General features: G+C 73.7%; 13 protein-coding genes. 8 read left to right on the top strand and 5 right to left on the bottom strand.

The window, feature by feature from the left end:
* The first annotated feature begins 1 nt into the window (after window position 1).
* From alr to tsaD, 7 genes are read left to right on the top strand one after another with little or no spacing between them, the layout of a single operon-like run.
* Window positions 2-1156: an alanine racemase gene (gene alr, locus ACYVC6_RS07630; protein ID WP_460712577.1), complete on the top strand. Its 1155-nt coding sequence runs from the start codon at window positions 2-4 to the stop codon at window positions 1154-1156.
* Window positions 1153-2253, top strand: coding sequence for an alpha/beta fold hydrolase (locus tag ACYVC6_RS07635; RefSeq protein ID WP_460712579.1), 1101 nt, complete (start codon window positions 1153-1155; stop codon window positions 2251-2253). The genes alr and ACYVC6_RS07635 overlap by 4 nt, the downstream gene beginning before the upstream one ends.
* Window positions 2250-3161: a tRNA (adenosine(37)-N6)-threonylcarbamoyltransferase complex ATPase subunit type 1 TsaE gene (gene tsaE / locus ACYVC6_RS07640; protein ID WP_460712581.1), complete on the top strand. Its 912-nt coding sequence runs from the start codon at window positions 2250-2252 to the stop codon at window positions 3159-3161. Before ACYVC6_RS07635 ends, tsaE begins: the two co-directional genes overlap by 4 nt.
* Window positions 3161-3907 (top strand): metallophosphoesterase, encoded by a 747-nt coding sequence (locus ACYVC6_RS07645; protein ID WP_460713323.1) that lies wholly within the window; start codon window positions 3161-3163, stop codon window positions 3905-3907. Before tsaE ends, ACYVC6_RS07645 begins: the two co-directional genes overlap by 1 nt.
* A complete protein-coding gene (gene tsaB / locus ACYVC6_RS07650) occupies window positions 3907-4557 on the top strand; it encodes a tRNA (adenosine(37)-N6)-threonylcarbamoyltransferase complex dimerization subunit type 1 TsaB (protein WP_460712583.1) in 651 nt (216 codons plus the stop codon). The genes ACYVC6_RS07645 and tsaB overlap by 1 nt, the downstream gene beginning before the upstream one ends.
* Window positions 4554-5042 carry a ribosomal protein S18-alanine N-acetyltransferase gene (gene rimI, locus ACYVC6_RS07655; RefSeq protein WP_460712585.1) on the top strand — a complete coding sequence of 163 codons (489 nt, stop codon included), beginning with the start codon at window positions 4554-4556 and terminating at the stop codon, window positions 5040-5042. Before tsaB ends, rimI begins: the two co-directional genes overlap by 4 nt.
* Window positions 5039-6088, top strand: a complete 1050-nt coding sequence (gene tsaD, locus ACYVC6_RS07660) for a tRNA (adenosine(37)-N6)-threonylcarbamoyltransferase complex transferase subunit TsaD (RefSeq protein ID WP_460712587.1) — start codon at window positions 5039-5041, stop codon at window positions 6086-6088. The genes rimI and tsaD overlap by 4 nt, the downstream gene beginning before the upstream one ends.
* 11 nt (window positions 6089-6099) lie before the next feature.
* On the opposite strand, the gene ACYVC6_RS07665 is transcribed toward tsaD, so the two are convergent.
* From ACYVC6_RS07665 to ACYVC6_RS07675, 3 genes are all read right to left on the bottom strand, one after another.
* Window positions 6100-6885 carry a hypothetical protein gene (locus ACYVC6_RS07665; RefSeq protein WP_460712589.1) on the bottom strand — a complete coding sequence of 262 codons (786 nt, stop codon included), beginning with the start codon at window positions 6883-6885 and terminating at the stop codon, window positions 6100-6102.
* Between the two features lie 274 nt (window positions 6886-7159).
* On the bottom strand, window positions 7160-8365 hold the full coding sequence (locus ACYVC6_RS07670; protein ID WP_460712591.1) for a hypothetical protein: 1206 nt from the start codon (window positions 8363-8365) through the stop codon (window positions 7160-7162).
* Entirely contained in the window at window positions 8362-8874 is a 513-nt protein-coding gene (locus tag ACYVC6_RS07675; protein WP_460712593.1) for a SigE family RNA polymerase sigma factor, read from the bottom strand. The genes ACYVC6_RS07670 and ACYVC6_RS07675 overlap by 4 nt, the downstream gene beginning before the upstream one ends.
* 202 nt (window positions 8875-9076) lie before the next feature.
* Between ACYVC6_RS07675 and ACYVC6_RS07680 the strand changes: the two genes are divergently transcribed.
* Window positions 9077-10174 carry an S-(hydroxymethyl)mycothiol dehydrogenase gene (locus ACYVC6_RS07680; RefSeq protein WP_460713324.1) on the top strand — a complete coding sequence of 366 codons (1098 nt, stop codon included), beginning with the start codon at window positions 9077-9079 and terminating at the stop codon, window positions 10172-10174.
* A 106-nt stretch (window positions 10175-10280) separates the two neighbouring features.
* Here ACYVC6_RS07680 and ACYVC6_RS07685 read toward each other — a convergent pair whose 3' ends face one another.
* Both ACYVC6_RS07685 and ACYVC6_RS07690 read right to left on the bottom strand, forming a co-directional pair.
* Window positions 10281-11588 (bottom strand): FAD-binding oxidoreductase, encoded by a 1308-nt coding sequence (locus tag ACYVC6_RS07685; protein WP_460712594.1) that lies wholly within the window; start codon window positions 11586-11588, stop codon window positions 10281-10283.
* A gap of 111 nt (window positions 11589-11699) precedes the next feature.
* Window positions 11700-12878: a class I SAM-dependent methyltransferase gene (locus ACYVC6_RS07690; RefSeq protein ID WP_460712596.1), complete on the bottom strand. Its 1179-nt coding sequence runs from the start codon at window positions 12876-12878 to the stop codon at window positions 11700-11702.
* Window positions 12879-12910: the final 32 nt, after the last annotated feature.

Consider the following 12910-nt stretch of genomic DNA (forward strand, 5'->3'; position numbering starts at 1 on the left):
GATGACCACCCACGCGCGCGCAGAGCTCGTCGTCGACGTGGCGGCGATCCGGCACAACGTGCGCACGCTCCGAGAGCTCGTGGGGCCGGGCGTCGCGATGATGGTCGTGGTCAAGGCGGACGGCTACGGCCACGGCATGGCCGAGTCGGCGCGCGCGGCCCGCGATGCCGGCGCCGAGTGGCTGGGCGTCGCCACGGTCGACGAGGCGCTGGCGCTGCGGGCCGCGGGCGACACCGGCCGGGTCCTGTGCTGGCTGACCGTGCCGGGCGAGGACTACGCCGCCGCGGTCGCCCAGGACATCGACGTCACCGTCTATTCCGAGGCCGAGCTCGCGGAGGTGGTCGCCGCCACGGGCGGCCGCACCGCGCGGGTCCAGGTCAAGGTCGACACCGGCCTCAGCCGGGGCGGCGCGCCGGGCGGCGCGTGGCCGGCGCTGTTCGCCGCCGCCGGGGGACTGGAGCGCGACGGCCGGGTCAGGGTGACCGGCGTCTGGTCGCACTTCTCGAGCTCCGACGAGCCCGACGACCCGGCGAACGCCGCGCAGGAGGCCGCCTTCGCTGACGCACTCCGCGAGGCCGAGCGGGCCGGGCTGCGCCCCGAGGTCCGCCACCTCGCCAACTCCGCGGCCGCGATCCTGCGGCCGAGCTCGCGGCTCGACCTGGTGCGGGTCGGCATCGCGGCCTACGGCCTCGACCCCGCTCCCGGCCACACCCCCGACCTGGGCCTGGTGCCCGCGATGACCGCCCGTGCGTCCCTGGCGATGGTCAAGCACGTCGAGGCGGGGGCCGCGGTCTCCTACGGCCGGACGTGGACCGCCGAGGAGGCGACGACGCTGGGCCTGGTGCCCGTGGGGTACGCCGACGGCGTCCCGCGCGTCGCGGGCAACCGGGCCGAGGTCTGGGTGGCGGGCGCGCGGCGCCCCGTGCGGGGCCGGATCTGCATGGACCAGCTGGTCGTCGACCTGGACGGCGCCGCGGCTGCGGCGGGGGACGATGCAGTGCTGTTCGGGCCGGGCGTCCACGGCGAGCCCACCGCGCAGGACTGGGCGGAGGCCTGCGGCACGATCAGCTACGAGATCGTCACCAGGATCGGCGGCCGGATGACCCGCCGCCACGTCGACTCAACACCACAAGCAGCAGAGGGGAACGACCGATGAGCCGGGCCGGACGAACCGTCGCCGGGATCGCCGCGGGCGCCGCCGGTGTCGCCGCGGCGGGGGCCGCGGCCGACATCGTCCGCCGCCGCCGCGAGATCGGGCGGCGGGGTGTCGACGACACCCCGTTCGGGAGCCTGCGGTCGACCCCCACCAACGTCATCGCCTCCGACGGGGTCCCGCTGCACGTCGAGGTCGACGAGCTCGACACTCCGGACCCGTCGGCGACCCCGGGTCGGCGCGGTCGGCGCCGGGCGCCGGAGACGCCGCCGCTCACCGTGGTGTTCGTGCACGGCTTCGCCCTCAACCTGGACTGCTGGCACTTCCAGCGCGCGGCCTACCGCGGCCTGGTGCGCACCGTGCTCTACGACCAGCGCTCGCACGGCCGGTCCGGACGCTCCAGTGGGCACAACTCGACCATCGACCAGCTCGGCACGGACCTCAAGGCGGTCCTCGACGCCGTCGTCCCCGAGGGGCCCATGGTGCTCATCGGGCACTCCATGGGCGGCATGACGATCGTCGCCCTCGCCGAGCAGCACCCGGAGCTGTTCGGCGACCGCGTGGTCGGCGTCGGCCTGATCTCGACGACCGCGGGCGGGCTGGACCCCAGCCGGATCCTGCTGCCGATGGTGCCCGCCAAGCTCACCGGCGGGGTGACCACCCGCGCGGTCCGCACCCTGGCCCGCCGGCACCGCACCGTCGACGGGCTCCGGCGCGCCGGCCGGGCCGTGGCGCAGGTCGTGACCGACATGTTCGCCTTCGGCGACGAGGTGCCCTCGGCGTACGTCGACTTCGTGGACGAGATGCTGTCGGCCACGCCGTTCGAGGTGGTGGCCGACTTCTTCCCGCACTTCCGGTCGCTCGACAAGTTCCACGCCGTCGAGGTGTTGTCGCGGGTGCCGACGACCGTGATCTGCGGGACCGCCGACCGGGTCACCTCGATCGGCCACAGCCGCAAGCTCCACGACCGGATCGCGGGCTCGATCCTCCTGGAGTGCGAGGGCGCCGGGCACATGGCGATCCTCGAGCGCCACGACCAGGTCAACGCCGCGCTCGACCAGCTGATCTCGGCCGCCGCCGAGCGGGTCGGCGCCCGGTGACGGTGCTCGCCGCGACGGTCGTCCCGGTGGGTGCCGAGGGCGCCGAGGACGTGCTCGCCGTGGTCCGGGAGGCGTTCGGCGCCCGCCCCGTCCTCGACCCGCCGGCGGACGCATCGGCCGAGACCGTCGAGTCGGTGCGGGTGCGGCTGGCACACCACGGCGGGCTGCTCGCCTCGCTCGACGGGCGGCCGGTCGGCGCGCTGGTCTTCGACCCGGTCGGCGACACGATGTTCCTGCGCCGGTTCGGCGTCGTGCCCACCGCCCAGGGCCGCGGCGTCGCCCGTGTGCTGGTCGACACCGCCCTGCAGGTCGCGCGGGAGCGCGGTGCCGCCGACGCCGCGGTCGTCGCCCGCGAGGAGCTGCCCGAGACGATCCGGTTCTGGGAGCGGCAGGGCTTCGCGCCGGTGGTCCGGCACTCGCCGTACGTCGAGCTGCGGCGGTCGCTGGCGGGTGTAGCGCCCGACGCCGAGGCCATGCGGGCCCTCGGCGCCGAGCTGGCCGGCCGACTGCGTGCCGGCGACCTGGTGCTGCTCGTCGGCGAGCTCGGGGCGGGCAAGACGACGTTCACCCAGGGCCTGGGCGAGGGCCTGGGCGTCCGGGGGCCGGTCACCTCGCCGACCTTCGTCATCGCCCGGGTGCACCCCTCCGAGGTCGGCGGGCCGGCGCTGGTGCACGTCGACGCCTACCGGCTCGGCGGCCTCGAGGAGCTCGACGACCTCGACCTCGACGCGTCGCTGGACGAGGCAGTCACCGTGGTCGAGTGGGGCGAGGGCATCGCCGAGGGCCTGGCCGAGTCGCGGCTCGAGGTCCGGATCTCGCGCGGCGACGATGTCGACGACGCTGGCGACGACGAGTCCCGGACGGTCACGGTGACCGGTGTCGGCCCGCGATGGGAACCGGTCCGGTGATGCATCTCGTAGCCCACCTGACCGACCTGCACTTCGGGGGACCCGTCGCTGCCCGGGCCCGCGCGGACCGGGCGCTCGACCACCTGCTGTCGCTCGACCCCGCCCCCGACCTGCTGCTGGTGACCGGGGACGTCGCCGACCACGGCACGCCCGAGGAGTACGCCGAGGCACGCGCCGTCCTGTCCCGGTGGCCCGGCCTGCTGCTGGTCGGCACCGGCAACCACGACGTGCGCGACGAGTTCGCGCGCGGGCTGCTCGGCCGCGAGGCGGACGGCCCGCTCGACCAGGTGCTCGACCTGCCGGGGGCACGATTTCTGATGCTCGACTCGCTCGTCACCGCGCCTCCGGGGGAGCGGATCGACCACGGCGAGCTGACCGACGCCACGCTCCACTGGCTGGACGAGCGCCTCGCCGAGGACGACCGGCCGGCGTACGTGTGCCTCCACCACCCGCCCGTCGACATCGGCGTGAGCCTGATGGACCCGATCCGGCTGCGCGAGCCGGTCCGGCTCGCGGAGGTGCTCGGGCGCCACCCCCACCACGCGGCGACGCTCGTCGGCCACGCGCACACCCAGGGCGCGACCACGTTCGCGGGGCGGCCGCTGCTGATCGGCGGAGGCGTCGCCTCCACCGTGACGCTGGACGCCGAGCCGATGCCAGCGGTGTGGGAGGCCGGGGCACCCACGATCGCCTTCCACCTCATCCACGACGACGGACGGCTCATGACCCACTGGCGGGCGATCTGATGCTCCTCGCCTTCGACACCGCCACGCCGCTGGTCACCGTCGCGCTGCACGACGGCGCCGACGTGGTCGCCGAGCTCAGCTCCGATGCCCCGATGAAGCACGGCGAGCAGCTGGCCCCGCTCATCGCGGGCGTGCTCGAGCGCGCCGGCATCGTCCGCCAGGACCTCACCGCGATCGGCGTAGGGGTCGGCCCGGGGCCGTTCACCGGGCTGCGGGTCGGGCTGGTCACTGCCCGGACCCTCGGCTTCGTGCTCGAGATCCCCGTCTACGGCGTCTGCACGCTCGACGTCCTCGCCGTCGAGGCGGTCGAGACGGGCGCGGTCGACGGCGACTTCGCGGTCGCGACGGACGCCCGGCGCAAGGAGGTCTACCTGGCGACGTACGACGGCGGCGGCGCCCGTCTCGACGGCCCGGTGGTCGACAAGCCGGCGGTGCTGGCCGCGGGCCTGGCGGCGGGACTGCCGGTGGTGGGGGAGGGCTCCCGCCTCTATCCCGAGGCCTTCCCCGAGGCCCTCGCGCCCAGCCGGCCCAGCGCCGGCTGGCTGGCCCACACGATCGCCGAGGAGCGCGCCGAGCTGCTCGACCCGGAGCCGCTCTACCTCCGCCGCCCCGACGCCGCGGCCCCGCACGCTCCGAAGCCGGTCTCGTGACCCGGCCCAGCGTCACCGTGCGCCCGGCGACGTCCGACGACCTGGTGGCGGTCGCGGTCCTCGAGGACGAGAACCTCGGCGCCGATGCCTGGTCGGTGGGCCTGCTCTCCGAGGGGCTGGCCGGCAGCCTGCCGACCGTCCACTACCTGGTGGCCGAGGCCGACGGTGCGGTCGTCGGCCACGCGGTCACCAGCCTCGCCGGCGACATCGCCGAGCTCCAGCGGATCGCGGTGACGCCCGCTGCGCGGCGCACCGGCGTCGGCTCCGACCTCCTCGAGGCGGCCGTCGCGCTCGCCGCGTCGGGTGGCGAAGCCGACCGGATGCTGCTCGAGGTGCGCGCCGACAACGCCGGCGCACTGGCGTTCTACGCCGCCCGGGGGTTCGTGGAGGTCGACCGGCGGCCGCGCTACTACCGTGACGGCGCGACCGCCGTCGTGATGCGCCGCTCGCTCGGCCGCGGCTGCGGGGGAGGATCGACGTCGTGACCCGCGACGAGCCCCTGGTGCTCGGCATCGAGACCTCCTGCGACGAGACCGGCGTCGGCATCGTCCGCGGTCACACGCTGCTGGCCGACGCGGTCGCCAGCAGCGTCGACGAGCACGCCCGCTTCGGCGGCGTGGTGCCCGAGGTCGCCAGCCGGGCGCACCTCGAGGCGATGGTCCCGACCATCGAGCGGGCCTGCGAGACCGCCGGCATCGAGCTCTACGACGTCGACGCCATCGCCGTGACCAGCGGACCGGGCCTGGCGGGTGCCCTGCTCGTGGGAGTCGCCGCGGCCAAGGCGCTGGCGATCGGGCTCGGCAAGCCGATCTACGGCGTCAACCACCTGGCCTCACACGTCGCCGTCGACCAGCTCGAGCACGGCGCGCTGCCGGAGCCGGTGCTGGCGATGCTGGTGAGCGGCGGCCACTCGAGCCTGCTGCGGGTCGAGGACGTCACCACCGGCGTGACGCCGCTCGGCGCGACCATCGACGACGCCGCCGGTGAGGCGTTCGACAAGGTCGCCCGGCTGCTCGGGCTGCCCTTCCCAGGCGGCCCGCACATCGACCGGGAGGCCCGCTCGGGCAGCAGCGTCGCCATCGACTTCCCGCGCGGACTCACCTCGCGGCGCGACCTGGAGCGGCACCGCTTCGACTTCTCGTTCTCCGGCCTCAAGACCGCGGTCGCCCGGTGGGTCGAAGCCCGCGAGCGCTCCGGCGAGCCCGTCCCCGTGGCCGACGTCGCCGCGTCGTTCCAGGAGGCGGTCTGCGACGTGCTGGTGCGCAAGGCGCTCGACGCCGCGGTCGACCAGGGCATCGAGGACCTGCTCATCGGGGGCGGGGTCGCGGCCAACTCCCGGCTCCGGGCGATGGCCGAGTCCCGGGCCGAGCCACTCGGCATCCGGGTGCGCGTGCCCAGACCCGGGCTCTGCACCGACAACGGCGCCATGGTCGCCGCGCTCGGGGCCGAGATGGTCGCCCGCGGGCGTACGCCGTCCGCGCTCGACCTGCCCGCCGACTCCAGCCAGCCGGTGACCAGCGTCCTGGTCTGAGGAGGTATCAGTCACCGCCGTTGGACCAGCACGATGCCGGGCCCGATCCAGCTACGGACCAGGCGCATCGGAGGCACGGCGAACTCGAGCAGGTGACCACTGTGCGTCGCCCTGATCACGGCCATCTCCCGGCCTCGCTCGACGACCATCAGGACCGTCCGTTCCGACTCCCACATGGTCTGCACCACGGACACGCCCTCTGGCAGTGTGATCCGGCCGCGTTCCTCGCCGGTGTCGCTGTCGAGCACCACCAGGTCGTGCCGGCCGCGGGCGAGGACCAGCCCGCCCGACGGACTGAACCGCTGCAGCTCGAACCCTCGTCCGCGCGCGTCCCACATCGGTGTCAGCCCGTCGAGCGTCATGACCATCGGACGGCCACCACCGATGCTGGCGAGCAGGCGGCCGTTGACCTCGTCCACGTCGGTCACGTGGCTGACGGCCAGCACGCGCGGCTCGGACACCAGGTCCGTGATCCGTCCCGCCATGTTGGGGTGCTCCAGGTAGCGGGCCGTGTAGATCACCTGGCCGTCGACGATGCCGGCGACCAACGGGTGCCGGCGGATCACCTGGGTCCGGCGGACGCCGTCGACCTCGAGCCGGATCTTCGGGGGCGGCTGCACGGACGCCTCCGACGTGGTCGACTCGCCCCAGGCCACGGCGCCGCCGAGCCCGACGGCGGGAGTGCCGCTCGTGCTCCACTCCTCGAGCTTCTTGCCGTGCCGCACGACGGCGATGCCGGTGTAGCTCTCGAAGTTGCGGTCGTCCTGCACCAGGAAGCCGTCGCCCAGCCGCGTCACGCTCAGCACCCCGGTCGCGCGAGGCAGCGGGTGCCTGAGACCGCCAGGTGCGACGAAACGGTGGTCGAGGACATACCCGATCCGGGGCGGCGGACCCGTCGGTAGATCGTCGAAGGTTGTGGCTCGGGTGGCCGGGCGAGGAGCCGGCGAGGGGGTCTCTGTCGGCACGTCCCTTGCGCACCCGACGAGCGACGCGAGCAGCAGCAGCGCGGCGAGCGTCCTCATGCAGGTCAGACGTTCCGAGGCCGCGTCCGGTTGACGGCGTCGCGCGATTTCAGTCCGAGACGAGGAACAGGGGGCCGCTCTCGGCGTTCGGCCCCGGCAGCGGTCCCTCCACCACCTCGGGCTCACCGCCGTCGATCGGCACCCTGAGCACGGACCAGTCCGGGCTCTCCCCGTCCAGTCCGACGACGACGACCAGCAGGTGCTCGGCGTCCGCCCAGCCCCAGTTCCGGATCACCTGGCCGTCTTCGGGCTCGTAGGACAGGACCACGTCGAGGTCCTGGTCGAGGACCTCGACCGATCCCCACATCGCGTTGTCGCCGCGGGCGCCGGTCAGGTGCGCGCCGTCGGGGGAGTAGGACCACAGCGTGGTGTCGCAGTTCTGCGCGACGACGTTCCCGGCGACCGGGTCGTAGACACCCGAGCAGCCGAACTGCTCGGTGGCGCCGGGCGGGAACGCGACGGCCCACTGCTTTCCGTCCGCCCTGACCGCGGCGACCCGCAGCGGCTCGCCGGTCTCGAGCTCCACGGCCGGCTCGGAGACCTGGCTGAGCACGTGGGTCGTGGTCACGAAGTCGCCGACCAGCACCGTGCAGCCGCCGTTCGTGCAGTCGGACCCGTGGACGGCGTCGATGCTGCCGTAGGACTCGCCGGGCATCGGGATCCCCCACTCGAACGTCGTGGGCTCGGCCTTGCCGCTCTCGAGGACGACGACCCGGAAGTCAGGGTCGATCCACGCGACCAACGTGTCGTCGGCACTCATGGTGATCACGTTGAGGTCGACGTCGTACTCGGCGTCCAGCTGGCCGTCGGGTCCGTAGACGCGGACGAGCCGGATACCCGGGACGGGGACGACGACGCGGCCGTCGGTGAGCACGCCGTACTGCTGGAGGTCGGTGGTGTCCACGTCGAGCGGCGTCGTCCTGCCGTCCGGGTGGGTGAGGACGCCGTCGTGCAGCACCGAGCTGCCGGGCGTCCGCGGACCGACCGGGGTCGGTGCCGGGGTCGGCGTCGGGGCCGGGCTCGGGGTCGGGGTCGGGGACGGCGCCGGGTCCGGCCTGGTCGAGTCCGAGCCGCCGAGGGCCATCGGGACGGCGATGACCGCCGCGATCACCGCAGCGGCGGCACCGGTCAGCAGCGCCTGGCGCCGACGTCGGATCGAGCGGGCTCTGCCGCGCACGTCGTCGATGGTCAGCGGGGCGCCGTGGACGTGCTCGGCGCGGCGCTCCAGCTCGCGGGTGAAGGTCTCCTCGGTCATCGCTCCTCCTCCCGGGGGTTCAGGTCGGCCGGTGTCCGCTCGCGCAAGGTGGCGAGCGCCCGGTGGCACTGCGACTTCACGGTGCCGACGGAGATGCCGAGGATCTCGGCGGTCTCGGCCTCGGACAGCTGCTCGTAGTAGCGCAGGACCACCACGGCCCTGGCCTTGCGCGGCAGGGTCTGGACGACCTCCCACACCCTGGCGCCGACACCCTCATCGGGTCGGTCGTGCACGGGCGTGAGATCGGGGACCTCGTCGGTCGGCACCTCGCGGCGGCGCCAAGAGCGCCGCCAGAGCGAGGTTTGCTCGTTGACCATGATCCGCCGCACGTACGCGTCCACGTTGCCGCGGTCGCGGATGTTGTCCCAGGACAGGTAGAGCTTGGCCAGCGACGTCTGCAGGAGGTCCTCGGCCTGGTGCCGGTCGCCCGTCAGCAGGTAGGCGATGCCCAGCAGACGCGGTTGTCGCGCCCCGAGGTACGCCGTGAAGTCGGCGTCGCGGTCCGTCATGGCCGCTTCAGTCTCGTGGATGGTCCGCACCTGCGGTTGACGCGACTCCGGGGTCGAAGGTTGCATTTCCCGGCCGCACGTCGGCGGTGGGTTAGTGCCCGTTCCGTGGCAGACGAAGGGGCCACAACCCACCGCTGCCGCGTCGGGCGGCCCGGCCCGTGATTCGATGAGCCACGAGCGGGACGGCGAGCAGGAGGACCAGATGCAGCAGGTGAGGGCGGTCGTGGCGCTGGCCAAGGGCCAGCCGGTCGAGGTGACCACGATCAACGTGCCCGACCCCGGTCCAGGAGAGGCGCTGGTGCAGGTGCAGGCCTGCGGCGTCTGCCACACCGACCTGCACTACCGCGAGGGCGGCATCAACGACGACTTCCCGTTCCTGCTCGGCCACGAGGCCGCGGGCGTGGTCGAGGCCGTGGGGCCCGACGTCACGACGGTCGCGCCGGGCGACTTCGTCGTCCTGAACTGGCGGGCGGTCTGCGGCAGCTGCCGGGCCTGTGACCGCGGCGAGCCGTGGTACTGCTTCGCCACCCACAACGCCACCCAGCGGATGACGCTGGCCGAGGGCGAGCACGCGGGTACCGAGCTGTCGCCCGCGCTCGGCATCGGCGCGTTCGCCGAGAAGACCCTGGTCGCCGCCGGCCAGTGCACCAAGGTCGACCCGTCCGCCCGGCCCGCCGCGGTCGGGCTGCTCGGCTGTGGCGTGATGGCCGGTCTCGGTGCCGCCATCAACACCGGCCAGGCGACCCGCGGGAAGTCCGTCGCGGTCATCGGCTGCGGCGGCGTCGGCGTGGCCGCGGTCGCGGGCGCCAGGCTCGCGGGAGCGAGCCCGATCATCGCGGTCGACATCGACGCCAAGAAGCTCGCGGCCGCCACCAGGATGGGGGCGACGCACACCGTCGACTCCTCGGCCACCGACCCGGTAGCCGCCATCCAGGAGCTCACCGGCGGGTTCGGTGCCGACCTGGTCATCGAGGCCGTCGGCCGACCCGAGACGTGGAAGCAGGCGTTCTACGCCCGCGACCTGGCCGGCACGGTCGTCCTGGTCGGCGTACCGACCCCCGACATGAAGCTGCCGGACATCCCGCTCATCGACGTGTTCGGCCGCGGTGGCTCCCTGAAGTCCAGCTGGTACGGCGACTGCCTGCCCTCGCGCGACTTCCCGATGCTCGTCGACCTCTACCTGCAGGGCCGCCTCGACCTCGACGCGTTCGTCACCGAGGAGATCGCGCTGGACGACGTCGAGGCGGCCTTCGACCGGATGCACGGAGGCAACGTGCTGCGCTCGGTCGTCGTGTTCTGAGGGCTGCTGGGCCGCCGGCGCCCGTCGAGACACACGGAATGGCTGTCCGGAGGCTCCGGAGAGAGCCAAAATGTGTGTCTCGACGCCGACAGGGCGCCAGCGGGGCTCAGGGCACGACGTTGAAGTTCCGGCGGAACACGTTATCCGGGTCCCAGGTCCGCTTGACCTGACGCAGCCGCTCGAGGGTGTCGGCCGGCCAGAGCGCGGCGATGTCGTCGGCGGTGTCGGAGCCGAGGAAACCGGCGTAGGACCCGATGCCCTGCTCACCGATCGTGCGCCACACCGCGCGGGCCTCGGCGATCTGCTGCTCCGTCGCGTCCACCGGGAGGAACGCCGCGGACACGACCAGCGCCTCGGCGTCGCGGTGGGCGAAGGCGGTCTCTCCCGGGTCGACCCGGCCGAAGGCGCCGCCGAGACTGCGCACGAAGACCACGCGTCCGCCGGCGGCGTAGGCCGCGGCGATCGAGTCGATGAGCGGTTCCTCGACGGACGTCACGAGCGTGTTGCCGATCACCGGTAGCACCCCCTCCGGCGGGTGCGCCTCCTCGAGGATCTCGGCGTACGGACGCTCGCTGATGTCCTCGGCGACCACGGTGCCGATCGTTCGCAGCGGTTCGAGGGCCGCCGTGTCGTCGCCGACCAGGCACACGTAGACGATGGCGCCGGCGGGGAAGTCGCCGAACCCGGGCATCAGGACGAGGGTCGTGCTCAGCTCGTCCGGGGCACCGCGCATGGCGGCCGCCCAGCCCTTCACCAGTTGGGCCACGTCGTCCAGCGCGAACGCGATCGTGCCGAACTGCACCGTCGACACCGGCTGTGCCTGGAACTCGAACGCCGTGACCACGCCGAAGTTGCCGGCGCCTCCGCGAATGGCCCAGAACAGGTCGGCGTTCTCCGTGGCGGAGGCTGTCACGAGGTCGCCAGAAGCGGTGACGACCTCGGCGCCGAGCAGGCTGTCGATGGTCAGGCCGTGCTTGCGGACCATCCAGCCGATGCCGCCGGCCTGGGTCAGCCCGCCCACGCCGACCGAGGTCGTGTCGCCGGAAGTGATCGCCAGTCCGTGCTCGGCCAGCGCCTGCGCGGCACGGCCCCAGGTCGCCCCGGCGCCGATGCGCACGCGGCCGTCACCCAGCACCTCGACCCCGTCGAGCCGGGACACGTCGATCACGGCGCCGTCGTCGATGTTGCCGAAGCTCAAGGCGCTGTGGCCCCCGCTGCGGACGGCGACCGGGAGCCCCTCATCGCGGGCGTGGCGCAGCGACGCGGCCACGTCCGCGGCCGTGCTCGGGCGCAGGACGACGGAGGGTCGGGCCGTGCCCATGATCGTGGTCCTGGCCGCGTCGTAGTCCTCGTCGCCGGGGAGGATGGAGAAGTTCTCAACGGTCTCGGTGCTCTGGGTGCTGTCGATGCTCATGCAGACGGTCCTCCGCGTCAGTCCGTGATGTCGATCCGTGATGTCGCTACCGACCGTAGGACTTCAAGTGCGGTTGACTTCAAGCGGTTTTCTGGACGACCACCTGCGGGCTCAGAACGGCCGCACCAGCAGGCAGGTGCCCTCGCCGGCCACCCGGGTGAGCACGATCGTGGCCTCCTCGTCACCGGCGAGGGCCAGCCGCTTGCGCAGGTCGTCGGGGACCACGGAGACCCCGCGCTTCTTGATGGTCAGCCGCCCCACGTTGCGCTCGCGGAGGGCGGCGCGCAGGGCCTTCTCGCGGTAGGGCAGCTCCTCGAGCACCTCGTAACCGCGGGCGAACGGCGTGCGGAACGACGCGTCCGAGGTCACGTAGGCCAGGTGCTCGTCCACGAGACCACCGTCGACCCCCGCGGCGACCGCGGTGACCAGGCCGGCCCGGATCACCGCGCCGTCGGGCTCGTAGAGGAACCGGCCGACCTCCACGACCGGGGCGCCCGGGTCGTCCTCGTCGGTCAGCGTGGCCAGGCCGCCGTCGCCGATGACGGTCGCCCGGCGGGCGCAGGTCGCCAGCCGGCCGGACCACAGCGCGGCTTCCTTGACCTCGCCACGGTCGCTGACCCACTCCGCCTCGACGTCGTCGGGCACCAGTGCGTGCGGGATGCCGGGCGCGGCCTTGACGCAGGAGTCCCGGGTGAGCAGCGACTCGATGAAGGACCAGGGCGGCGACCAGTGGTCGGTCGAGAAGGTCCGGCCCCGCGCCGTACGCCGCGCCGGGTCGGCGAACGCCACGTCGAAGCCCGCGAGGTCGAGCCTGGTCGCGTCGGCCACCTGGACCGCGCCGCCGAGCCCCAGGGCGTCGAGGTTGGCCGAGGCGACCGCGACCCGCTCCGGGTCGAGGTCGACGCCGGCGGTGGTCAGGCCGGCGGCCGCGAGGGCGACCAGGTCGCCGCCGATGCCGCAGCCGAGGTCGATGACGGACCTGGCGTCGAAGGCGCGGACCCGTGCTGCTCGGTGGGTCGCGACCGACAGCCGCGTGGCCTGCTCGAGCCCCTCGGAGGTGAAGTACATCCGAGGGGCCAGGTCGCCGAACTTCGCGACCGCCGCCCGCCTCAAGGTGGCCTGGGAGAGGGCGACGGCGAGCCGCACCGACGGCACCCCGGGCGCGGTGCGCCGCAGCGACTCGTGGGCCGCGAGGGGGTCGTCGTCGACGGCGGGGCCCAGCGCGACGGCCGACGCCAGCACCTGCTGGCCCTCGTCGGTCAGCAGCCAGGCGAAGGCGTCGAGGTCCACCGGGCGATCCTCGCAGAGACAAGTCAGAGGGG

The organism is Nocardioides dilutus (genome assembly GCF_054779555.1).